The organism is Streptomyces griseoviridis, from assembly GCF_005222485.1.
Lineage (GTDB): Bacteria > Actinomycetota > Actinomycetes > Streptomycetales > Streptomycetaceae > Streptomyces > Streptomyces hintoniae.
The window spans coordinates 5,691,759-5,712,955 of the sequence record NZ_CP029078.1; the positions used below are offsets into that span (position 1 = coordinate 5,691,759).

The window sequence follows — 21,197 nt, forward strand, 5'->3', positions numbered from 1 at the left end:
CGGAGCTAGTTCCGGTTCAGCTCGAACCACACCACTTTCCCGGTGCTCAGCCGTGTCGCACCCCACCGTCTGGCCAGTTTGTTGACCAGGTACAGGCCACGGCCGCCCTCGTCGGTGGCGCGTGCCTGGCGCAGTCTGGGCAGCTGCGGCACGTCGTCGCCGACCTCGCAGCGCAGCACGTCGGTGCGGAGCAGCCGCAGGGTGACCGGCCGTGACGCGTACCGGACGGCGTTCGTCACGACCTCGCTGACCAGCAGCTCCACCGAGTCGCTCAGATCCTCCATGCCCCACCGGGACAGCGCCCTGCGGGCCAGCCGGCGGGCCCGCCCGGGAGCCGCGTCCTCCGGCTCCAGGAACCAGTACGCGACGTCGCTCGGCGCGATCCCGTCGAAGCGGGCGGCGAGCAGCGCGATGTCGTCGTCCCGGTCGCCGGGGCCGAGCATGTCGAGCACCTCGTCGCAGAGCGCTTCGAGGGGCGGCGGGTGGTCGGGTCCGGTGAGCTGTGCGGTCGCGGCGAGCTTCTCGCGCAACTGTTCGATTCCGGTCCAGACGTCCCGCAGCCGGGACTCCACCAGCCCGTCCGTGTACAGCAGCAGGGTGGCCCCGGCCGGCGCGTCCAGCTCGACGGCCTCGAAATCGACCCCGCCGACACCGATCGGGGCGCCGGGCGGCACCCGCAGCACCTCGGCCCGACCACCCAGATGGAGCAGGATGGGCGGCGGATGCCCGGCGTTGGCGATGGTGATCCGGTGCGAGACCGGGTCGTACACCGCGTACAGGCAGGTCGCCATGCGGTCGCTGCCCAGCCGCTGGGCCTGCTCGTCCAGGTGGTGCAGCACCTCCTGCGGCGGCAGGTCGAGACCGGCCAGGGTCTGCGCCGTGGTGCGCAGCTGGCCCATGATCGCCGCCGAGGTCATGGAGTGACCCATGACGTCACCGACGACCAGCGCGACCCGGCTGCCGGGCAGCGGGATCGCGTCGTACCAGTCGCCGCCCACCCGGGCCGTCTCGGCGGCAGGCAGATAGCGGGAGGCCAGCCTGACACCCGTCGGGCGCGGCAGGTTCTCCGGCAGCATGGTGCGCTGCAGCTCGTCGGCGATGTACGCCTCGCGGCCGTAGAGCACCGCCTTGTCGATGCCCAGCGCGCTGTGCGTCGCCAGCTGGGCGGCGACCAGCAGATCGTCCGCCTCGAAGGCGATGCGCTCGGGGCGGCGCAGGAACAGCGCGGCACCGATCACCCGGCGCCGGCCGCGCAGCGGCGCGAGAATCGCGCGCTGTCCGGACGGGACGGTGAACTCGCCTCCCTCGCCGAGCAGTTCGGGCAGGGCCGCGCGGGCCGCCGGGGCGTCGGTGAACACCGGACGCACTCCACGCAGCACCTCGGCCAGGGCGCTGCCGGGTCGCACCTCGCACAGTTCGTTGCCGACCGTCTCCAGCTCCGATGGCTCGGGCTGGAGGACCGGCGCGAAACCGCCGTCGGTGTCCCGTTCCGCCGGTATGCGGTCGGTCCTGCGCAGCCGCAGCAGCAACGGCCCCGTGGGCCGTTCGTCGCCGACCGGCAGCGGATCGCGCAGGTAGACCAGGATCGCGTCCGAGAACGTCGGGACGGTCGCCCGGCACAGGCCCATGACGATCTCGTCCAGGTCGATGCCGCGGGCGATCCGCCGGGTCGCGGCGCCCACGAAGCGCAGCCGGTCGCCGTCGCGCCGCATCGGTGTCGGCTGTCCCGGCGGCAGTCCCTGGCCCGACCGGCGCTCACCGCCGCCCAGCACCGGCGGCCGCTCGTTCTCGGTGCCCGGCTGCGAGGGGATGCCCTCGGGTGCCGGACGCGGCCGGTGGGTGTCCGGCTCCGCCGCGTCCGGCTGCGAGTGCTCCGAGTCCGTGCCGGCCTGACTCATGCCCTTGCCGCACGGCACCGCCGTCTCCGGTGTCGACGGCGTCTCGCCCGCGCGTGCCTGCGCGGGTAAGGCGCCCGACGGGGAGGCGGGCGCGGGCGCCGGGGTGCGCAGGAGCGCCCCGCGTGGGTCCGCGGGGTCGACGCCCGGCTGGGGGCGCTCGAAGGAGATGGGGTGCTCCGTCACGCGTGTCGAATCCGTCCGTCCGGGGCTGCGCGCCGTGCGCGCGGTTCGTCCCGCAGTGTTGCCGATACCCGGAATACGTGCCCCAGGAACGGAATTCCCGCGTGGTCAGAGGTGCTTCCTGTGCCGCCGACGAACCGTCTGCGGCTCGCAACGGTGTCCTCGTACCCCTCGCTCACGTCCTGCCGCCCCTCGGTGACGATCGGCCAAGCCCAGCGCATGCTCCGGGAGTTGCTGCTGTGCGCCCTTGCGGAGGACGATCCTACGGTTGTGGACCGGGGGCGCATCAAGGGTCTCATGTGGACACGTGCGCGGGCGTACGGTCCCAGTCCTCCGGGAGTGACGGTACAGCCCACGAGGGGTCGGGGCGCCAGTGCTGCCATCCTTCGCTGTACGGCGGGCCCCAGGCGTGGATCACCTCCACGGCCGCGTGTCCCGCCTCCCGCACCCGCCGGGCCTGCGCCTCGTCCATCAGACCGTCCCGCCGGGCCTGCGCGAACTCGTCCTCGTCGCGCCAGTCCCAACTGTGGTCCGGCTGCACCGTGATGTCCAGGAAATGGTCCTCGGAATCCACCCCACCGTCCCAACGGGTCAGCGGCGTCTCCAGGTTCACGTACCAGTTCTTGAACTGCCATCCCGGGTCCCAGAACAGCCACACCGACCAGGGCTCACCCGGTCTGGCGAGCTTCAGCACCCCGGTGCCGAACCAGTGGTCGCGCTGGACCGCGCGCGGCTTGGTGTACCGGGACTCCAGAGGTTCCTGGTGCACGGGAGTGCCATCGGCGAGCACCGGCTTGACGCACTCGGTCCCGGGGGCCATCCAGGCGGCGAGGAGATCGGCGTCGTCGCGCACGACGGTGACCGGGCGCGCGATGTGGATCCCCGGGCCGCCGTTCTCCCGGTAACGCCACAGGATCTGACTCCCGGGGTCCCAGAAACCCGTCGGACCGCCCGCTGTCACCCGCTTCGCGTCCCCGCGTACCGCTCCACCGTCTGCCATGCACAGATATTAGGTGCCTGCGGCATACGACGCTGCGGTCCGCGTCACGGTTCAGGCCGGTCCACGCGAAAGGTTCGCGTCCGGTTACGGGCGTGTCATCCGCAGGACATCCAGCGCCTCGTCCAACTGCTCGACCGTGAGGTCGCCGCGCTCCACGTACCCTCCGTCCAGGACGACCTGACGGATCGTCCGCCGTTCGGCGAGCGACTTCTTGGCGACCTTCGCCGCCTCCTCGTACCCGATGTACCTGTTCAGCGGGGTGACGACGGACGGCGACGACTCCGCGTACTCACGGGCCCGCTCCCGGTCCGCCACGATCCCGTCCACGGTCCGGTCGGCCAGCAGCCGCGACACGTTGGCGAGCAGCCGCACCGACTCCAGCACGTTCTTCGCGATCACCGGCAGCATCACGTTCAGCTCGAAGTTGCCCGCCGCGCCCGCGGTGGCGACCGTCGCGTCGTTCCCGACGACCTGCGCGGCGACCATCAGGACCGCCTCGGGGATCACCGGGTTGACCTTGCCCGGCATGATCGACGAACCCGGCTGGAGATCGGGCAGCGCGATCTCGGCGAGGCCGGTGCGCGGCCCCGACGCCATCCACCGCAGATCGTTGGCGATCTTCGTCAGGCCGACCGCGATGGTCCGCAGCTGCCCGCTGGTCTCGACGATGCCGTCCCGCGCGCCCTGCGCCTCGAAGTGGTCCCTCGCCTCGGTCAGCGGCAGCCCGGTGGCGCGGGCCACCTCCGCGATGACGGCCGCGGCGAAACCGGGCGGGGTGTTGATGCCGGTGCCCACCGCGGTGCCGCCCAGGGGCAGCTCGGCGAGGCGCGGCAGCGACGCCCGCAGCCGCTCCACGCCGTACCGCACCTGCGCCGCGTACCCGCCGAACTCCTGACCGAGGGTCACCGGCGTGGCGTCCATGAGATGGGTGCGCCCCGACTTCACCACGTCGGAGAACTCCTCCGCCTTCCGGCCCAGGGCGGCGGCGAGGTGTTCGAGGGCCGGCACGAGATCACGGGTGACGGCGGCGGTCGCGGCGATGTGGATCGACGACGGGAAGACGTCGTTGGACGACTGCGAGGCGTTCACATGGTCGTTCGGGTGGACGTCCCGCCCGAGCCGCTCACTCGCCAGGGTGGCCAGCACCTCGTTGGTGTTCATGTTGGACGAGGTACCTGACCCGGTCTGGAACACGTCCACCGGGAACTGGTCGTCCCAACGCCCCTGCGCGACCTCGTCGGCCGCCTCCTGGATCGCCTCCGCGATCTCCCGGTCGACCACCCCCAGCTCCGCGTTCACCTTCGCCGCCGCGCCCTTGACGCGGGCCAGCGCCTCGATGTGCGCCCGTTCGATCCGCTGCCCCGAGACCGGGAAGTTCTCGACGGCACGCTGCGTCTGGGCCCGCCACTTGGCGTCGGCGGGGACGCGGACCTCGCCCATGGAGTCGTGTTCGATGCGGTAGTCGCTCATGACCTGTACAGCGAACGGCGCGGCCCGGATGTTCCGCCCGCTGGGCCGTCCGGGGGCGCGACCCTGTGACACCGGTCTCGCCCCCGGCCGCCCCGGGACGGCGTCAGACCAGACCGGGCCCGCGCACCGGGATCGACGTGAACGTCGGCGCGGGCGCCGGGTCCTGGAAGAAGTCGTTGCCCTTGTCGTCCACCACGACGAACGCCGGGAAGTCCTCGACCTCGATCTTCCAGACCGCCTCCATGCCCAGCTCCTCGTACTCGACGACCTCGACCTTCTTGATGCAGTCCTGGGCGAGCCTGGCGGCCGGGCCGCCGATGGAACCGAGGTAGAAACCGCCGTGCGTGCCGCACGCGTCGGTGACCTGCTTGCTGCGGTTGCCCTTGGCGAGCATCACCTTGGAACCGCCCGCCGCCTGGAACTGCTCCACGTAGGAGTCCATGCGGCCCGCCGTCGTCGGCCCGAAGGAACCGGACGCGTAGCCCTCGGGCGTCTTCGCCGGGCCCGCGTAGTACACCGGGTGGTCCTTCAGGTACTGCGGCATGCCCTCGCCCGCGTCGAGCCGCTCCTTGATCTTGGCGTGCGCGATGTCGCGGGCCACCACCAGCGGGCCGCTGAGCGAGAGCCTGGTCTTCACCGGGTACTTGGTCAGCTCGGCGAGGATGTCGTCCATCGGCTGGTTCAGATCGATGCGCACGACGTCCGACGACTCGTCCAGGTGCTCGTCGGTGGTCTCCGGCAGGAAACGCGCCGGGTCCGTCTCCAACTGCTCCAGGAAGACGCCCTCGGCGGTGATCTTCGCGACGGCCTGCCGGTCGGCCGAGCAGGACACCGCGATCGCCACCGGGCAGGAGGCGCCGTGCCGGGGCAGCCGCACCACGCGCACGTCGTGGCAGAAGTACTTGCCGCCGAACTGCGCGCCGATGCCGATCCGCTGCGTCAGCTCGAAGACCTTCTCCTCCAGCTCCTTGTCCCGGAAGCCGTGCCCGAGCGGCGAACCCTCGGCCGGGATCTCGTCCAGGTAGTGCGCGGAGGCGTACTTCGCGGTCTTCAGCGCGTACTCGGCGCTGGTGCCGCCGACCACGATCGCCAGGTGGTACGGCGGGCAGGCGGCCGTGCCCAGCGAACGGATCTTCTGCTCCAGGAACGCCATCATGGAGCCCTCGTTCAGGACGGCCTTCGTCTCCTGGTAGAGGAACGACTTGTTGGCGCTGCCGCCGCCCTTCGCCATGAAGAGGAACTTGTAGGCGCCGCCGTCCGTCGCGTACAGCTCGATCTGCGCCGGGAGGTTGGACCCGGTGTTCTTCTCCTCCCACATGGTGAGCGGAGCCATCTGCGAGTAGCGCAGGTTCAGCTTCGTGTACGCGTCGTAGATGCCGTGCGAGAGGGCCTTCTCGTCCTCACCGGAGGTGAGGACGTTCTGCCCGCGCTTGCCCATGACGATCGCCGTGCCGGTGTCCTGGCACATCGGCAGCACGCCCGCCGCCGCGATGTTGGCGTTCTTCAGCAGGTCGAGCGCCACGAACTTGTCGTTGCCGGATGCCTCGGGGTCGTCGATGATCCGGCGCAGCTGCGCCAGGTGGGCCGGGCGCAGATAGTGCTGGATGTCGTGGACGGCCTCCTCCGCCAGCTTGCGCAGGGCCTCCGGCTCGACCTTGAGGAACGTCCGCCCGTCGGCCTCGAAGGTGGAGACACCCTCGGAGGTCACCAGCCGGTAGGGGGTGGTGTCCTCTCCCATGGGGAGCAGATCGGTGTACGCGAACTCAGGCATCTCAGCCCATTCCTCACTCGGCGGACGACGGCCCGCCGACGCTGGCGGGCGCCACCAGCGTAGAACCTGCCTCTGACAACGATCCGGTCAGGTAAGGCTCAGTCGCGCGGAGACCGGTTGTCCACACCCCCTAGTCGCGATCTATCGCGTTTGGGTACGCTGCTGCCGTGGACCTTCACAAGCACGCCCCGCAGGCGCAGACGCCGCCCGCAGTCGCCGAGCTGCGCGCCTCGGACGCCGACCGTGACCGCATCGCCGACATCCTCCGTGACGCACTCGCCGAGGGGCGGCTGACCGCCGAGGAGCACGCCGAGCGGGTCGAGGAGGTCTACCTGGCCAAGACCGTCGGCCAGCTCGAACCCCTCGTCCAGGACCTGCCGGCCGCCCATCAGCGCCGCCAGCCGCCGGCGTTCGCCCCGGCGCCGGGGCGCCCCACCCGCGAGTACATACCGGCCGACCCCGACGACAACGTGGTGGCGGTGTTCAGCAGCGCCGTCCGCAGGGGACGCTGGCGCGCGGGCCGGCGCATCCACGCCTACGCCGTCTTCGGCAGCGTCGAGATCGACCTCAGCGAGGCCCTCTTCGAGCACCAGCAGGTCCTCGTCAAGGCGCTCTCGGTCTTCGGCAGCATCGACGTCCGCGTCCCGGAGAACGTGTCGCTGCGCGGCACCGGCGGCGGCGTCCTCGGCAGCTTCGAGGTCGACCACCTGGACGCGGCCGACCCCAACGCCCCGGTCGTGCACGTCGAGGGCTGGTCCGTCCTCGGCAGCATCGAGGCCCGCCCCAAGCGCGGCAGGCTCGTCGCGGACATCCTCGACCGCGTCCAGCGCAAGATCGACAAGGTCGGCCTCGGCGACAGGAGTTTGCGCAAGCACCCGGACCGGTGATCGGGCCGTCCGGAACTGTGTGCATAGGCCCGCGCACAGCGGGTAGGCCTTGCGCATCGTCTCTCGCTCGCGAAGCCGTCGTCAGGAGTAGACCGTGCCGCAACCGCCGCATTCGTCCGCGCAGGTAGCTGCCGTTCCGGCCCAGCGGGTGCCAGTGCGGGACAGGGACCAAGACGCGCCCTGGCACACCGAGGCGGTGTGCCGGCGCGACGAGGCGAGCCTGTTCTTCGCACCGTCCAAGGAACCCACCGCCGCCCGGCTCTCCCGCGAGGAGGCGGCCAAGCGGGTCTGCGGTCGCTGTCCCGTGATGGTCGAGTGCCGGGAACATGCGCTACTGCAACCGGAACCGTACGGCGTCTGGGGCGGCCTCACGGCCGCGGAACGCCGCGTGGTCCTGGCCAGGCGCCGCCGCCGCGAGGTCGAACTCCAGAAGGCGGCCCGCGCGGGAACCCGCATAGCCCAGGCAGGCTGACCCAGCCGAACGTGGGCGCCCCCTACCGCACCAGGGGACGCCCACTTCTGCCGCGCGGCGGGGGGCGGGGGGTCTCCTCAGGGCGCGTGCGCGTGGGCGCGTGACTCCGAGCGCCTTCGAGAACCGGGACCCGATGGCCGGGTGTGCCGTCCGGGGGCGCCGGGAGGCTTGTCGGGCCGGGATGGGAAGACGGCTGCCTTGGTGAGGCACGCGAGCCGCAACCCCCTCAGGGGCGCGGGGAACTGCGCGACCGGCCCCCACGCACGCGCACCGGTAATGCAGTCCGGGGGTGCCGGGAGGCTTGTCGCGGCACCTCGGGAAGGCGGCTCCCCAGCCGAGATACGCGAGCCGCATCCCCTTCAGGGGCGCGGGGAACTGCGCGACCGGCCCCCACGCACCCGCACCGGTAATGCAGTCCGGGGGCGTCAGGAGGCTTGTCGCGGCGGGCGGGGAAGACGGCTGCCTTGGTGAGGCGCGCGAGCCGCACCCCCTCAGGGGCGCGGGGAACTGCGCGACCGGCCCCCGCGCACCCGCACCCGCACCCGAAGAATCCTTACTTCCCCCGGTCGAAGTCGACCGCGCTGTACGCCCGCAACTTGCTCAACCGGTGCTCGGAGTCGATCCGCCGCACCGTCCCGGACTTCGACCGCATCACGATCGAGTCGGTGGTCGCGGTCTCCGACCGGTACCGCACCCCCCGCAGCAACTCCCCGTCCGTGATGCCGGTCGCGACGAAGAAGACGTTCTCGCCGGAGACGAGGTCGTCCGTGGTCAGCACCCGGTCGAGATCGTGCCCCGCGTCGACCGCCCGCTGCCGCTCGTCGTCGTCCTTGGGCCACAACTTGCCCTGGATGGTGCCGCCGAGGCACTTCACCGCGCACGCGGAGATGATGCCCTCGGGCGTGCCGCCCACGCCGAGCAGCAGGTCGACGCCGGTGCCCTCGCGCAGCGCCAGGATCGAGCCGGCCACATCGCCGTCGGAGATCAGCTTGATGCGCGCGCCGGTCTCCCGGATCTCGTCGATGATGCCCGCGTGCCGCGGCCGGTCGAGGATGACGACGGTGACGTCCTCGGGCGCGGACCGCTTCGCCTTCGCGACCCGCCGGATGTTGACCGAGACGGGCGCGTCGATGTCGACGAAGTCCGCCGCGTCGGGCCCGGTGACCAGCTTGTCCATGTAGAACACGGCGGACGGGTCGAACATCGACCCGCGGTCGGCCGCGGCCAGCACGGCGATCGCGTTGGTCATGCCCTTCGCGGTGAGCGTGGTCCCGTCGATCGGGTCGACGGCGATGTCGCACTCGGGTCCGGTGCCGTCGCCGACCCGCTCCCCGTTGAACAGCATCGGGGCTTCGTCCTTCTCGCCCTCGCCGATGACCACGACGCCGTTCATCGACACGGTGTGGACGAGGGTCCGCATGGCGCGCACGGCGGCACCGTCGGCGCCGTTCTTGTCACCCCGGCCGACCCAGCGGCCCGCCGCCATCGCGGCTGCTTCGGTGACCCGGACGAGTTCCAGGGCCAGGTTGCGGTCCGGAGCTTCGCTCGGGACTTCGAGTTCGGACGGCAAGTGATGATGCTCGGTCATCGGAGCGCACCTTTCTGATACGACGACGGCCGGATGAGGGTGACTCCGACTCTATCGCCAGTCCTACAAAATGAGCAGGGGGCCCCACGGATGAGCACGCCGGTGCACCTGCGACGATAGGGACGTGGCAGGTTCGAACGGTAAGCAGAAGACGGTCAGGGACATGATCCTCTCCCTGGCCCTCATCGGGGTCGCGGCGGCGGTCATCTACGTCTTCGTCCCGCACGACGACGGCGAACCCGACGTCAAACGGGTCGACTACCGCGTGGAGCTACTGACGGCTCGCCGGGCCGCCGCCTATCCGGTGGCCGCCCCGCAGGGGCTCTCCGAGGAGTGGAAGCCCACCTCGGTCCGCTTCAGCGGCGCCGACTCCGACGCCTGGCACCTCGGCTTCAGGACCCCCGACGGGCAGTACGTGCAGATAGAGCAGTCGACCCAGAAGCCCTCGAAGTTCATCGACACCGCGAGCCAGGGCTCCAAGGAGACCAAGGTCACCCAGGAGATCGACGGCGCCACCTGGACCCGCTACACCGGCGGCCGCTATGACGCGCTCGTCCGCTCCGACGAGGGCGCGACGACGGTCGTCGCGGGCACGGGTTCGTTCGAGCAGCTGACGGAGATGGCGAAGGCGCTGAAGACGGCGTAGCCGTCCACCGCACGAGAAAGGCCCCGGCGTCGTCGCCGGGGCCTTCGTCATCGTCGGGCCGCTCAGACCGTCGTGACGACCTGGTCGTACGTGAGGCGCGGGGAGCGCGGGAACCAGGCGTCCTCGCCGGGGCGGCCGATGTTGACGACCATCAGCGGGGTGTGGTCGTCGTCGAGGAACTCCTTGCGGACACCCTCGAAGTCGAGGCCGGTCATCGGCCCCGCGGCGAGGCCGGCGGCGCGCACGCCGATGATGAAGTACGCGGCCTGGAGGGCGGCGTTCAGGGCGGCGGCGCCCTCGCGGGCCGGACGCTCGCTGAAGAAGAGGTCCTTGGCCTGCGGGAAGTGCGGCAGCAGGGCCGGCAGCTCCTCGTGGAACTCGTTGTCCGCGGCGAGGATCGCGACCAGCGGCGCGGTGAGGGTCTTGGGCCGGTTGCCCTCGGCCATGTGCTGCACCAGGCGCTCGCGGGCCTCGGCGGAGCGGACCAGCGTGATGCGCAGCGGGTTCTGGTTGAAGGCGGTGGGGCCGTACTTGACCAGGTCGTAGATGGCCTGGACCTGCTCGTCGGTCACCGGCTCGTCGGTGAAGGTGTTCGCGGTGCGGGCCTCGCGGAACAGCAGGTCCTGGGCGTGGGGGTCAAGAACGAGAGACATGGGGGAAACCTTCTGGCGATATGAGCGGGATCCGGGACACCGGACCGGCTGACGGTCACGACGGTACGCCAGAGAAGTTCAAGTTTCAACCAACACTGAGGCGCGGTGATCCGCTTCACAGTGCCGGAAAGGCGACCGGCCGACGGGCGGGAGGCAGGACGCGACGGACGTGAGGCGGGTTGTGACGGAGGTGAGGCGGGTTACGGGAGACGGGTGACTGGGCTGACGGGGCTGACAGACCTGACGGGGCGGCCGAGCGAGACGCAAGCGACGACGCTCGCGCGAGCGAGGACATGGCGACGACGATCGCCCGCCCGCCGAGTCGCCCCCGCCCACCGAGCGGCCGGCGTCGCGCGCCTCCGCCCCGCCGAGCGGGCGCCGCCGTGTGCCTTCCCCCGCCGAGTGGCCGCTACCCCCGGCCGTCCGGCCGTCCGACTGGTGGCGACCACCCGAACGGGTGACGACGGCAATCCGGTCGGCCGTCACCCCTTCACCAAGCTCGCAGCGCGACGCTCGCAGCGCGCCCAAGCGCCCAAGCGCCTACGCGTCCGCCTCGCCCCCGGTCCCCCCGGCGCCACCGCTCCCGCCCTCCTGCGCGTGCTCCTCCGCCAGGGCCGCGTCCAGGCGGGCCCGCGCGCCGTCCAGCCAGCGGCGGCACACCTTGGACAGCTCCTCGCCGCGCTCCCAGAGCGCCAGCGACTCCTCCAGCGTCGTGCCGCCCGCCTCCAGGCGCCGTACGACCTCGATCAGCTCGTCCCGGGCCTGCTCGTACCCGAGCGACTCTTCCGCCACCTTGCCAGCCATTCCGCCCACCCTACGCACCGCTCTCATCGACTCGAACCGTGAATTCGCCCTCGGCCACCCGCGCCCGCAGCACCTCGCCCGCCCCGACCTGTTCAGGCGCCCTGACCACCGGGCCCTCCGCCGTCTGGAGCACCGCGTAGCCGCGCTTCAGGGTGGCGGCGGGGGAGAGTGCCACCACGCGCGCGTGCGTGTGCGTCAGCTCCGAGTCCGCGCGGTCCAGGAGATGGCCGAGCGTGCGGCGGGAGCGGTCGACGAGGGACGCCACCTGCTCGGCCCGCTGGTCGACCATGCGGTGCGGATCCTCTATCGAGGGTCGCGCCAGGGCGTGCGCGAGCCCGCGCTCCTCACGCGCGAGGATCCCCTCCACGCACCGGCGCGCCCGGTCCCGCAGCCCCCGTACCCGCTCGAACTCCTCGCCGACGTCCGGCACGACCTTCTTCGCCGCGTCGGTCGGCGTGGACGCCCGCAGGTCGGCCACGTGGTCGAGGAGCGGGTTGTCGGGCTCGTGCCCGATCGCCGACACCACCGGCGTGCGGCAGGCGGCGACCGCCCGCACCAACTGCTCGTCGGAGAACGGCAGCAGGTCCTCCACACTGCCACCGCCCCGCGCGACGACGATCACGTCGACCTCCGGCAGCGCGTCCAGCTCCTTCACCGCCTGCACCACCTGCGGGACGGCGTGCACGCCCTGCACGGGGACGTTGCGCACCTCGAAGCGGACGGCGGGCCAGCGGTGCCTGGCGTTCTCCAGGACGTCACGCTCGGCGGCCGACGCCCGCCCGCAGACCAGCCCGATCAGCTGCGGCAGGAACGGCAGCGGCTTCTTTCGCTCCGGCGCGAACAGCCCCTCCGCGGCGAGCGACTTCTTCAACTGCTCGAGCCGCGCCAGCAGCTCCCCGACACCGACCGGCTTGATCTCGGCGGCCCGCAGCGACAACTGGCCGCGCGGCGCGTACCACTCGGGCTTCGCGTGCACGACGACCCTCGCGCCCTCGCTGACGACGTCGGCGACGGCCTCGAACACCTGGCGGTAGCAGGTGACGCTGATCGAGATGTCGTACGACGGGTCGCGCAGCGTCAGGAACACGACACCGGCGCCCGGCCGCCGGGACAGCTGGGTGATCTGCCCCTCGACCCAGATGGCACCGAGGCGGTCGATCCAGCTTCCGATCAGCCGCGACACCTCACCGACGGGGAGGGGCGACTCCGGGGACGTGTTCGCAGCCATGCCGGTGAGCGTAACCGCAGCCACTGACAACGAACCGGCCCCACCGGGCCAGCCGTCCCGCCGCCCTGCCGGGCCCCCGTCCGGCCGTCCCGCCGGGCCCGTCGCCCGTGCCGGGCCCGTCGCCCGTGCCGGGCCCGTCGCCCGTGCCGGGCCCGCCGTCCGGCTGTCCCGTCGGGCCCGTCGCCCGTGCCGGGGCCACCGTCCCGCCGTCCCGCCGGGTCCCTGGCCCTCGGTCGTCAGGCCACGGCTCCTCGTCGCGCCTTTCCGCCGGGCCGCAGGTTCCTCGTGTCGCGCGGGTCCGGCCTCCCGCCGGGCCGTCGGGCCGTCGGGCCCTCGGGTCCGTCAGTCGGCCACCCGTCCCCGCTGTCCCACCAGCACCACCAATCCGATCACCAGCCACACCGCGCCCACCACCTGCGCCGCGCCGGACGCCTCCACGATCACCGCGATCGTGATCGCCGCGCCCAGCACCGGCATCAGCAGATGCCGCCACCACACCACAGGCCCGCCCGCCCGCCGCACCACGAACCAGCCCACCACGCTCGCGTGCAGCAGCGTGAACGCCGTCAGCGCGCCGATGTCGACCACCGACACCAGATGGTCCATGCCGTCGTCCCTGCTGGCCGCCCACACCGCCGCCACCAGGGTGATCACGGCCGCGCACAGCAGCGCCACCCGCGGCACCCCCGAGTCCGTCCGCGACAGGGCCCGCGGCAGCCGCCGGTCGCGGCCCATCGCGAACAGCAGCCGCCCGGCCGCCGCCTGCCCGGCCAGCGCCGCGAACGCCGCGCCGATCGCCTTGCTCACCGCGACCAGGTCGTGCAGCCAGCCCCCGACCGACACGTCCACCGCGTCGTAGAACGCGGACCCCTGCTTGACCGGGTCGGCGGCGAGCTGCGCGGACGTCGTCGGTTCGAGGAGCGCCACCAGGTACGTCTGCGCCACGAACAGCATGCCCGCGAGCGCCAGACAGAACAGCACCGCGCGCGCGACCTTCTCCGAGCCGCCCGTGACCTCCTCGGCGAAGGACGCGATCGCGTCGAAGCCCAGATACGACAGGACCGCGATCGACACCGCCCCGATCACCGCGGAGAGCGCGAACGCGCCCTGCGTGCCGTCCCCTGACAGCGGCGACAGCCAGCCGCGTTCGGCGCCGTCGCGCGCGAGGACGACGATCGCGGAGACGACGAAGACCAGCAGCACCACGATCTCCATCGCCAGCACCAGGAAACCCACCCGGGCCGCGGCCCGCACCCCCCACAGGTTCAGCAGGGTCGTGACGACCACCGCGATCGCCGTCCACACCCAGCGCGAGACCCCCGGGACCAGCGCGTTCATCGCGATCCCGGAGAACAGGTAGGCGACCGCGGGGATGAGCAGATAGTCCAGCATCGCCATCCAGCCCGCGATGAACCCGACCTCCCTGCCGAGCGCCGCGCGCGCGTAGGCGAACACCGAACCGGCCAGCGGCACCACGCGCACCATCTGCGCGTAGCTGAAGGCGGTGAACGCCATCGCCACCGTCGCGACGACGTAGACCAGCGCCACCGCGCCGTGCGAGCGCGCGTCGAGGGTGCCGAAGACTCCGACAGGAGCCATCGGGGCGATGAACAGCAGCCCGTAGACGACGAGATCCCGGAAGCCGAGACTGCGCCGCAGATCGTCCGGTTCGCCCGTCGTGCCGCCCGTTCCCGCCGTCGCGTCCGTCCCGGACATCGCGCCTCCGCCTGTGCCTCGTCCGTTCTGTCCCTGCCCGCCCCTCCCACCTCACGCCAGTCTCTCCAACGGCGCGATCTTTGACCCGCCGAACGCGGCCTTACGATGGGTGCCATGACCGCTTCGCCTGGCCGCCGTGTCCTGCTCGCCGCCCCCCGGGGCTACTGCGCGGGCGTGGACCGCGCCGTGATCGCCGTCGAGAAAGCCCTCGAGCAGTACGGGGCTCCGATCTATGTCCGGCACGAGATCGTGCACAACAAGTACGTCGTGCAGACCCTGGAGAAGAAGGGCGCCGTCTTCGTCGAGCGGACGGAGGAGGTCCCCGAGGGGAACATCGTGATGTTCTCCGCGCACGGGGTCGCCCCCGTCGTCCACGAGGAGGCCGCGCGCGGCCGGCTCGCCACCATCGACGCGACCTGCCCGCTCGTCACCAAGGTCCACAAGGAAGCCGTCCGCTTCGCCAACGAGGACTACGACATCCTCCTGATCGGGCACGAGGGCCACGAGGAGGTCATCGGGACCTCGGGCGAGGCCCCCGACCACATCCAGCTCGTCGACGGCCCCGCGGACGTCGCCAAGGTCGAGGTCCGCGACCCCTCCAGGGTCGTGTGGCTCTCCCAGACCACCCTGTCGGTCGACGAGACGATGGAGACCGTCGACGCCCTCCAGGAGAAGTTCCCGCAGCTCATCTCGCCGCCCAGCGACGACATCTGCTACGCCACCCAGAACCGCCAGCTCGCCGTGAAGCAGATGGGCGCCGAGGCCGAGCTGGTCATCGTGGTCGGCTCGCGCAACTCCTCCAACTCCGTCCGGCTCGTCGAGGTCGCCAAGCAGGCCGGCTCCCGCGCGGCCCACCTCGTGGACTTCGCCGATGAGTGCGACGAGGCGTGGCTCGACGGCGTCTCCACGGTCGGCGTCACCTCGGGCGCGTCCGTCCCCGAGGTCCTCGTCGAGCAGGTCCTCGAGTGGCTGTCGCAGCGCGGCTTCGAGGACGTCGAGCTGGTCAAGGCGGCCGAGGAGTCGATCACCTTCTCGCTGCCCAAGGAGCTCCGCCGGGACCTGCGCGACGAGGCGGCCGCGCTGGTCGCCGAGCGCGGCGGTTCGGGCGCCGCGGGTGCCTCGGCGGAGTGACTGTCAGTCCGTCGTCGTAACGTAGGGCCATGCAGATCTTCGGCGTGGACATCGGCGGATCCGGGATCAAGGGCGCCCCTGTGGACCTCGACAGGGGCGACCTTGCACAAGAGCGGTTCAAGGTGCTGACCCCGCACCCGGCGACCCCCGACGGGGTGGCCGACGGGGTCAAGGAGGTCGTGGAGAAGTTCGGCTGGAGCGGACCGGTCGGGCTCACCTTCCCGGGCGTGGTCACCGGCGGCTCCACCATCCGTACGGCGGCCAACGTCGACAAGAGCTGGATCGACACCGACGCGCGCGCCCTCTTCGCCGACCGGCTGGGCGGCCTGCCGGTGACGGTGGTCAACGACGCGGACGCGGCGGGCGTCGCCGAGATCGCCTTCGGCGCCGGCCGCGACCGCAAGGGCACGGTCATCCTGCTGACCTTCGGCACCGGCATCGGCAGCGCCGTCTTCGTGGACGGCGTGCTGCTGCCCAACACCGAACTCGGCCACCTGGAGCTGCACGGCCACGACGCCGAGAAGCGGGCGTCCAGCAAGGCCAAGGAGGACGGCGACCTGACGTGGGAGCACTGGGCCCACCGGGTCCAGAAGTACCTGGCCCACGTCGAGATGCTGTTCACGCCCGAGCTGTTCATCATCGGCGGCGGGGTGAGCCGCAAGTCCGAGAAGTTCCTGCACTTCATCGAGGGCATCAAGGCGGACATCGTCCCGGCGCAGCTGCAGAACAACGCGGGGATCGTAGGAGCGGCGATGCACGCAGCCAAGGACGGCTAGCCGCCCGCTCCCCGGTTCTCAGGTTCTGTGCCGGCCTCCTGCCTCCGGTCAGCGACGCTGGGCCGCCGTGCGTCGACGCATCAGGGCGACCCGGCGGCCCAGCACCACCACGCCGGCCACCAGGGTGCCGCCGTAGAGCCAGCCCGCCTGGGTGGCGAGGGCCGTCACGAGGCCCATCAGCCGGCCGAGGAGCCCCGCGTCGCCCTCGGCCATGGGCAGCAGTCCGACGGCGAAGGCGATCGGTACGACGACCGGCGCGGTCAGCAGATCGCCCCGCCGCACCCAGGCGGCGGTCACCAGACACACCGGCAGGAACAGCACGCCGTACACGGTGAGGGAGTCCAGGAGCAGCGAGTCGAGGACGCCCAGGACGAACATCACGGCGCCGCAGAAGAGGCCGCCGCCCAGCCCGGTCAGGCGGGGGTTGGGCAGCCGCCGCAGGGCCTCGACGAGCGGCGGCCCGGCGGTCCTGGCGGGCAGCGGTCTGGCGCCGAGTGCCCGGCGCTGTACCGGGCGTCCGGTGCCGACGGCGGCTCTGGCCCCCTTCCGTCCGCCGCGTGCCGCCTGCGGGGGCAGCGGGGGCGTGCCGCGTCGCGGTCCTTGCTGCGGGGGGCGCGTCCTGTGTTGCTCCACTGGACCAACCTAGGTCGGTTTATGTGCGGAATGGCTCCTCAGACACGCCGGTGGACGGTCCCTGGCCACGCGTTCGATACGTCGCCGGTGCGGGGTCCGGCACGCCGTAGACTGGTGGATCGGCCCGCCGCACCGCTGTGAGGACCGGGTCCGCAGCCCCCAGTCCCCTGAACTCCTCTCACGTACGGGAAGTCGCAACGTGTCGCTCACGATCGGAATCGTCGGCCTGCCGAATGTCGGCAAGTCGACCCTGTTCAACGCCCTGACCAAGAACGACGTGCTCGCGGCCAACTACCCGTTCGCGACCATCGAGCCGAACGTCGGCGTGGTCGGCGTCCCCGACCCCCGCCTCACCAAGCTGGCGGAGATCTTCAGCTCCCAGAAGGTCCTCCCGGCGACGGTCGACTTCGTCGACATCGCGGGCATCGTGCGCGGTGCGAGCGAGGGCGAGGGTCTCGGCAACAAGTTCCTCGCGAACATCCGCGAGTCCGACGCGATCTGCCAGGTCATCCGCGCCTTCAAGGACGAGAACGTCGTGCACGTCGACGGCAAGGTCTCGCCCAAGGACGACATCGAGACGATCAACACCGAGCTGATCCTCGCGGACCTCCAGACCATCGAGAAGGTCCTGCCGCGCCTCCAGAAGGAGTCGCGGATCAAGAAGGACGTCGCCCCGAAGGTGAAGGCCGTCGAGGAGGCGAAGGAGATCCTGGAGCGGGGCGACACCCTCTTCTCGCAGGGCATCCTCCAGGGCAGCGAGCGCGCGGAACTCCTTCACGACCTGCACCTGCTGACCACGAAGCCGTTCCTTTACGTCTTCAACGTCGACGAGGACGAGCTGGTCGACGACGACTTCAAGGCCGCCCAGCGCACCCTGGTCGCCCCCGCCGAGGCGATCTTCCTCAACGCCAAGCTGGAGGCGGACCTCGCGGAGCTGGACGAGGCGGACGCGATGGAACTCCTGGAGTCGGTCGGCGCCGAGGAACCGGGCCTGGCCACCCTCGCCCGCGTCGGCTTCGACACCCTGGGCCTCCAGACCTACCTGACGGCCGGCCCGAAGGAATCCCGAGCCTGGACGATCAAGAAGGGCGCGACGGCCCCCGAGGCGGCCGGAGTGATCCACACGGACTTCCAGAAGGGCTTCATCAAGGCGGAGGTCATCTCCTTCGACGACCTGGTCGAAACGGGTTCGGTGGCCGAGGCCCGAGCGAAGGGGAAGGCCCGGATGGAGGGCAAGGAGTATGTGATGCAGGACGGGGATGTGGTGGAGTTCCGGTTCAACGTGTAGCGGTTGACTTGGCACCACGTCGCTGATCTGGCAGACATGCGGCTCAGAGGGGGTCCGACTGCTTGGGGTCGGGCCCTTCGTTTTTCCCGTGCTGGGATCGTGCTGGGTTGGGACGGGGGCGCCCGCGCTGGGATTGCGCGAGTGGGGCGCTGACCGAGCTGTGTCGGCAGTGCGGACTTGGCACTTTTCCTACTCGTTTGACACAATCGGGGGCATGGCTGAGACGACGTACAGCATTGGCGAAGGCCCGGCGACGCGGGTGAGCCTGTCGCTGCCTGAGGGGACCGCTGAGGCGATTCGGGCACGGGTGGGGAAGCGGGAGTTCTCCGCGTTCATCGCCGAGGCGGTCGAGCGTGAGCTGCGCGGGCAGGTCCTCGACGAGTATCTGGCGGACTACGAGAGCCGCAAGGGGCCGGTCTCCGAGCCGGCTCGTCAGCGGGCGCGGCAGGTCTTCGACGAGGTGTTCGCCGAGGAGGCCGAGTGGCCCGCCGCAGGCTGAGCCACGAGGGGACGCTGGTCCTCGACAGCGAGGGCTTCTCGAAGCTGCTCGCTGACGACGAGCAGGTGGTGGCTCTGATCGCTGAGGCGCGCTCGCGCGGCATGGAGGTCGTGATCAGTGCGCTCACCATCATCGAGGCCGTCCACGCCCGTACGAACAAGTCACGCCTGAACTGGGTGCTTTCCGGGCTGCGGGTCGTCCCGGTCGGTGACGAGGAGGCGAGGGCTGCCTCGGAGTTGCTGATGAATGTCGGGTTGCACGGACACAAATACGCGATCGATGCGGCCGTCGCCGAGGCCGCGCTGCGACAGCACCGCCCCGTGGTCATGCTGACTTCCGACATTGACGACATGACCAAGCTGTGCGGCGAGCGGGTCCGGCTCGTGGCGGTGTGATTTCCCTTGGTCCGACTCAGTAGGAGCGGGGTCCGTAGGGGCAGCAGTGACCGAGGAAGGGTTGAGGTCGTCGCCGCTGGGTTTCGGCGGCGTGGGCTTCCTGCACGGCGGCTTCCCAACGCTTTTGCTATACCTCTCTGGCTTGCTGTCTGCAAGGCGTTTGCGTTCCGCGGCTTCGCCGCGGAGGCCGACCTCTTGCACGATCTCGGTAAGTTGTTCTTCCAGAGGCCGGTCGGGGAGGTCGGCCAGGGCCTGTCCGCTGGTCTTGTACGTGCTGTCCGGCCAGACTCCGTCGGGGGACACCCTGGCCCACCCAGTCGAGTACGGCCTGCTGCCGCTTGTTGAGGGCCTGGTGCATGTAGCCTCCCGCCGTGTGCCATGTGTACACAAACGCTTCTGCTGAACGTGCGGCGGGCGCGACGGTCGTCGACGCCGCGTTGCGACATCACCGCCCTGTGGTCATGTTGAGCAGTTCCCCTCCACAACACCCCCCACCGCCCCCTCAACCCGCTCCACCGCCGCCCGGACCAACCCCGCGAAGAGTGGATGCGGATGGGTCGGGCGGGAGCGCAGTTCTGGGTGGGATTGGGTTGCCACCAGGTACGGGTGGGTTTCTCTCGGGTATTCCAGGTATTCGATCAGTTGGCCGTCCGGGGACGTGCCCGAGAAGATGAGGCCCGCTTTCTTCTCCAGTTCCGTGCGGTACGCGTTGTTCACCTCGTACCGGTGGCGGTGGCGTTCCTCGACGTACTCCTTGTCCGCGTACGCCTCGCGGACGAGTGAGCCCTCCGTCAGTCTCGCCGGGTACATGCCCAGCCGCATCGTGCCGCCCATGTCGCCGTCACCGGCCACGATGTCGAGCTGCTCGGCCATGGTGGAGATGACCGGGTGCGCGGTCGCCGAGTCGAACTCGGTGGAGTTGGCGTCCTGGATGCCGGCCAGGTTGCGGGCGGCTTCGATGACGATGCACTGGAGGCCGAGGCAGAGGCCGAGGAGGGGGATCTTCTGTTCTCGGGCGTACTGGATGGCGCCGACCTTGCCGGCGACGCCGCGGTCGCCGAAGCCGCCGGGGATGCAGATCGCGTCGGTGTCGGCGAGCTGGGCGGCGGCGCCCGCGGGGGTCTTGCAGTCGTCGGAGGTGACCCATTTGATCTTCACGCGGGCCTTGTTGGCGAAGCCGCCGGCGCGCAGGGCCTCGGTGACGGAGAGGTAGGCGTCGGGGAGGTCGATGTACTTGCCGACCAGGGCCATGGTGATCTCGTGGTCGGGGTTGTGGACGCGGTCGAGGAGGTCGTCCCAGGTGGTCCAGTCGACGTCGCGGAAGGGCAGGTCGAGTTTGCGGACGACGTAGGCGTCGAGGCCCTCGCCGTGGATGGTCTTGGGGATGTCGTAGATGGAGCGGGCGTCGGGGCAGGCGACGACGGCGGCTTCGTCGACGTCGCACATCAGGGAGATCTTCCGCTTGATGGCGGTGGGGACCTCGCGGTCGCAGCGCAGGACGATCGCGTCGGGCTGGATGCCGATGTTGCGCAGGGCGGCCACCGAGTGCTGGGTGGGCTTGGTCTTGAGTTCGCCGGAGGGGCCGATGTAGGGCAGGAGCGAGATGTGGACGACGAAGACGTTGTCGCGGCCGACCTCGTGGCGGACCTGGCGGACGGTCTCCAGGAACGGCAGTGACTCGATGTCGCCGACGGTGCCGCCGACCTCGGTGATGACGACGTCGACGGCGTCGGTGGCCATCCGGCGGATGCGGTGCTTGATCTCGTTGGTGATGTGCGGGATGACCTGCACGGTGTCGCCGAGGTACTCGCCGCGGCGTTCCTTGGCGATGACGGTGGAGTAGACCTGGCCGGTGGTGACGTTGGCCGAGCCGTCGAGGTCGCGGTCGAGGAAGCGTTCGTAGTGGCCGATGTCGAGGTCGGTCTCGGCGCCGTCGTTGGTGACGAACACCTCACCGTGCTGGAAGGGGTTCATCGTGCCGGGGTCGACGTTCAGGTACGGGTCGAGCTTCTGCATCACGACGCGCAGCCCGCGGGCCTTGAGCAGCATGCCGAGGCTGGAGGCCGTCAGGCCCTTCCCGAGGGAGGACGCGACACCCCCGGTGACGAAGATGTGCTTGGTCGTCGGCGATGTGGGCGGCATGACAGGAGGCTCCCGTGGTC

At 70.9% G+C, this 21,197-nt stretch carries 19 protein-coding genes; 8 read left to right on the forward strand and 11 right to left on the reverse strand.

What is annotated here, in order from left to right; translation table 11 throughout:
• Positions 1–5 precede the first annotated feature (5 nt).
• From DDJ31_RS24710 to DDJ31_RS24725, 4 genes are all read right to left on the reverse strand, one after another.
• A complete protein-coding gene (locus DDJ31_RS24710; protein ID WP_127178184.1) occupies positions 6–2,081 on the reverse strand; it encodes a SpoIIE family protein phosphatase in 2,076 nt (691 codons plus the stop codon).
• A 292-nt stretch (positions 2,082–2,373) separates the two neighbouring features.
• The gene (gene fomD / locus DDJ31_RS24715; protein ID WP_127178183.1) at positions 2,374–3,078 is read right to left on the reverse strand and encodes a cytidylyl-2-hydroxypropylphosphonate hydrolase; all 705 of its coding nucleotides are present in this window, start codon (positions 3,076–3,078) and stop codon (positions 2,374–2,376) included.
• A gap of 84 nt (positions 3,079–3,162) precedes the next feature.
• A complete protein-coding gene (locus tag DDJ31_RS24720) occupies positions 3,163–4,548 on the reverse strand; it encodes a class II fumarate hydratase (protein WP_127178182.1) in 1,386 nt (461 codons plus the stop codon).
• A gap of 103 nt (positions 4,549–4,651) precedes the next feature.
• Complete coding sequence (locus DDJ31_RS24725) at positions 4,652–6,319, reverse strand: fumarate hydratase (RefSeq protein ID WP_127178181.1); 1,668 nt, start codon at positions 6,317–6,319, stop codon at positions 4,652–4,654.
• Positions 6,320–6,486: 167 nt separating this feature from the next.
• On the opposite strand from DDJ31_RS24725, the gene DDJ31_RS24730 reads away from it, so the two are divergent.
• Both DDJ31_RS24730 and DDJ31_RS24735 read left to right on the forward strand, forming a co-directional pair.
• Positions 6,487–7,206, forward strand: a complete 720-nt coding sequence (locus DDJ31_RS24730) for a DUF1707 SHOCT-like domain-containing protein (RefSeq protein ID WP_127178180.1) — start codon at positions 6,487–6,489, stop codon at positions 7,204–7,206.
• Positions 7,207–7,300: 94 nt separating this feature from the next.
• The gene (locus DDJ31_RS24735; protein ID WP_127178179.1) at positions 7,301–7,678 is read left to right on the forward strand and encodes a WhiB family transcriptional regulator; all 378 of its coding nucleotides are present in this window, start codon (positions 7,301–7,303) and stop codon (positions 7,676–7,678) included.
• A gap of 553 nt (positions 7,679–8,231) precedes the next feature.
• Here DDJ31_RS24735 and glpX read toward each other — a convergent pair.
• Entirely contained in the window at positions 8,232–9,266 is a 1,035-nt protein-coding gene (gene glpX / locus DDJ31_RS24740) for a class II fructose-bisphosphatase (RefSeq protein WP_093836117.1), read from the reverse strand.
• A 124-nt stretch (positions 9,267–9,390) separates the two neighbouring features.
• Between glpX and DDJ31_RS24745 the strand changes: the two genes are divergently transcribed.
• On the forward strand, positions 9,391–9,912 hold the full coding sequence (locus DDJ31_RS24745; protein ID WP_127178178.1) for a DUF4245 domain-containing protein: 522 nt from the start codon (positions 9,391–9,393) through the stop codon (positions 9,910–9,912).
• A gap of 62 nt (positions 9,913–9,974) precedes the next feature.
• On the opposite strand, the gene DDJ31_RS24750 is transcribed toward DDJ31_RS24745, so the two are convergent.
• The 4 genes from DDJ31_RS24750 to DDJ31_RS24765 form a co-directional block, all read right to left on the reverse strand.
• Positions 9,975–10,565, reverse strand: a complete 591-nt coding sequence (locus tag DDJ31_RS24750) for a malonic semialdehyde reductase (protein ID WP_127178177.1) — start codon at positions 10,563–10,565, stop codon at positions 9,975–9,977.
• A gap of 540 nt (positions 10,566–11,105) precedes the next feature.
• Entirely contained in the window at positions 11,106–11,369 is a 264-nt protein-coding gene (locus DDJ31_RS24755; RefSeq protein ID WP_127178176.1) for an exodeoxyribonuclease VII small subunit, read from the reverse strand.
• Between the two features lie 10 nt (positions 11,370–11,379).
• Positions 11,380–12,597, reverse strand: a complete 1,218-nt coding sequence (gene xseA / locus DDJ31_RS24760) for an exodeoxyribonuclease VII large subunit (protein WP_127178175.1) — start codon at positions 12,595–12,597, stop codon at positions 11,380–11,382.
• A 342-nt stretch (positions 12,598–12,939) separates the two neighbouring features.
• On the reverse strand, positions 12,940–14,313 hold the full coding sequence (locus DDJ31_RS24765) for an APC family permease (RefSeq protein ID WP_127178174.1): 1,374 nt from the start codon (positions 14,311–14,313) through the stop codon (positions 12,940–12,942).
• Between the two features lie 105 nt (positions 14,314–14,418).
• Here DDJ31_RS24765 and DDJ31_RS24770 point away from each other — a divergent pair, with 105 nt between their 5' ends.
• Positions 14,419–15,444: a 4-hydroxy-3-methylbut-2-enyl diphosphate reductase gene (locus tag DDJ31_RS24770; RefSeq protein ID WP_127178173.1), complete on the forward strand. Its 1,026-nt coding sequence runs from the start codon at positions 14,419–14,421 to the stop codon at positions 15,442–15,444.
• Positions 15,445–15,473: 29 nt separating this feature from the next.
• The gene (gene ppgK, locus DDJ31_RS24775) at positions 15,474–16,220 is read left to right on the forward strand and encodes a polyphosphate--glucose phosphotransferase (protein WP_127178172.1); all 747 of its coding nucleotides are present in this window, start codon (positions 15,474–15,476) and stop codon (positions 16,218–16,220) included.
• A 48-nt stretch (positions 16,221–16,268) separates the two neighbouring features.
• Here ppgK and DDJ31_RS24780 read toward each other — a convergent pair whose 3' ends face one another.
• Positions 16,269–16,853 (reverse strand): DUF6542 domain-containing protein, encoded by a 585-nt coding sequence (locus DDJ31_RS24780; RefSeq protein WP_127178171.1) that lies wholly within the window; start codon positions 16,851–16,853, stop codon positions 16,269–16,271.
• A 199-nt stretch (positions 16,854–17,052) separates the two neighbouring features.
• Between DDJ31_RS24780 and ychF the strand changes: the two genes are divergently transcribed.
• From ychF to DDJ31_RS24795, 3 genes are all read left to right on the forward strand, one after another.
• The gene (gene ychF / locus DDJ31_RS24785) at positions 17,053–18,141 is read left to right on the forward strand and encodes a redox-regulated ATPase YchF (RefSeq protein ID WP_127178170.1); all 1,089 of its coding nucleotides are present in this window, start codon (positions 17,053–17,055) and stop codon (positions 18,139–18,141) included.
• A 214-nt stretch (positions 18,142–18,355) separates the two neighbouring features.
• The gene (locus tag DDJ31_RS24790) at positions 18,356–18,640 is read left to right on the forward strand and encodes a hypothetical protein (RefSeq protein WP_006138089.1); all 285 of its coding nucleotides are present in this window, start codon (positions 18,356–18,358) and stop codon (positions 18,638–18,640) included.
• Complete coding sequence (locus tag DDJ31_RS24795) at positions 18,622–19,035, forward strand: PIN domain-containing protein (RefSeq protein ID WP_127178169.1); 414 nt, start codon at positions 18,622–18,624, stop codon at positions 19,033–19,035. The genes DDJ31_RS24790 and DDJ31_RS24795 overlap by 19 nt, the downstream gene beginning before the upstream one ends.
• A 459-nt stretch (positions 19,036–19,494) precedes the next feature.
• Here the strand turns inward: DDJ31_RS24795 and DDJ31_RS24800 are convergent, their stop codons facing one another.
• Entirely contained in the window at positions 19,495–21,177 is a 1,683-nt protein-coding gene (locus DDJ31_RS24800; protein ID WP_127178168.1) for a CTP synthase, read from the reverse strand.
• Positions 21,178–21,197: the final 20 nt, after the last annotated feature.

Bases quoted from the DNA above. Each gene is read 5' to 3' on its own strand.
- fomD (WP_127178183.1), bottom strand. From the start codon at position 3,078: ATGGCAGACGGTGGAGCGGTACGCGGGGACGCGAAGCGGGTGACAGCG.
- DDJ31_RS24720 (WP_127178182.1), bottom strand. From the start codon at position 4,548: ATGAGCGACTACCGCATCGAACACGACTCCATGGGCGAGGTCCGCGTC.
- DDJ31_RS24725 (WP_127178181.1), bottom strand. From the start codon at position 6,319: ATGCCTGAGTTCGCGTACACCGATCTGCTCCCCATGGGAGAGGACACC.
- glpX (WP_093836117.1), bottom strand. From the start codon at position 9,266: ATGACCGAGCATCATCACTTGCCGTCCGAACTCGAAGTCCCGAGCGAA.
- DDJ31_RS24750 (WP_127178177.1), bottom strand. From the start codon at position 10,565: ATGTCTCTCGTTCTTGACCCCCACGCCCAGGACCTGCTGTTCCGCGAG.
- DDJ31_RS24755 (WP_127178176.1), bottom strand. From the start codon at position 11,369: ATGGCTGGCAAGGTGGCGGAAGAGTCGCTCGGGTACGAGCAGGCCCGG.
- xseA (WP_127178175.1), bottom strand. From the start codon at position 12,597: ATGGCTGCGAACACGTCCCCGGAGTCGCCCCTCCCCGTCGGTGAGGTG.
- DDJ31_RS24765 (WP_127178174.1), bottom strand. From the start codon at position 14,313: ATGTCCGGGACGGACGCGACGGCGGGAACGGGCGGCACGACGGGCGAA.
- DDJ31_RS24770 (WP_127178173.1), top strand. From the start codon at position 14,419: ATGGGTGCCATGACCGCTTCGCCTGGCCGCCGTGTCCTGCTCGCCGCC.
- ppgK (WP_127178172.1), top strand. From the start codon at position 15,474: ATGCAGATCTTCGGCGTGGACATCGGCGGATCCGGGATCAAGGGCGCC.
- DDJ31_RS24790 (WP_006138089.1), top strand. From the start codon at position 18,356: ATGGCTGAGACGACGTACAGCATTGGCGAAGGCCCGGCGACGCGGGTG.
- DDJ31_RS24800 (WP_127178168.1), bottom strand. From the start codon at position 21,177: ATGCCGCCCACATCGCCGACGACCAAGCACATCTTCGTCACCGGGGGT.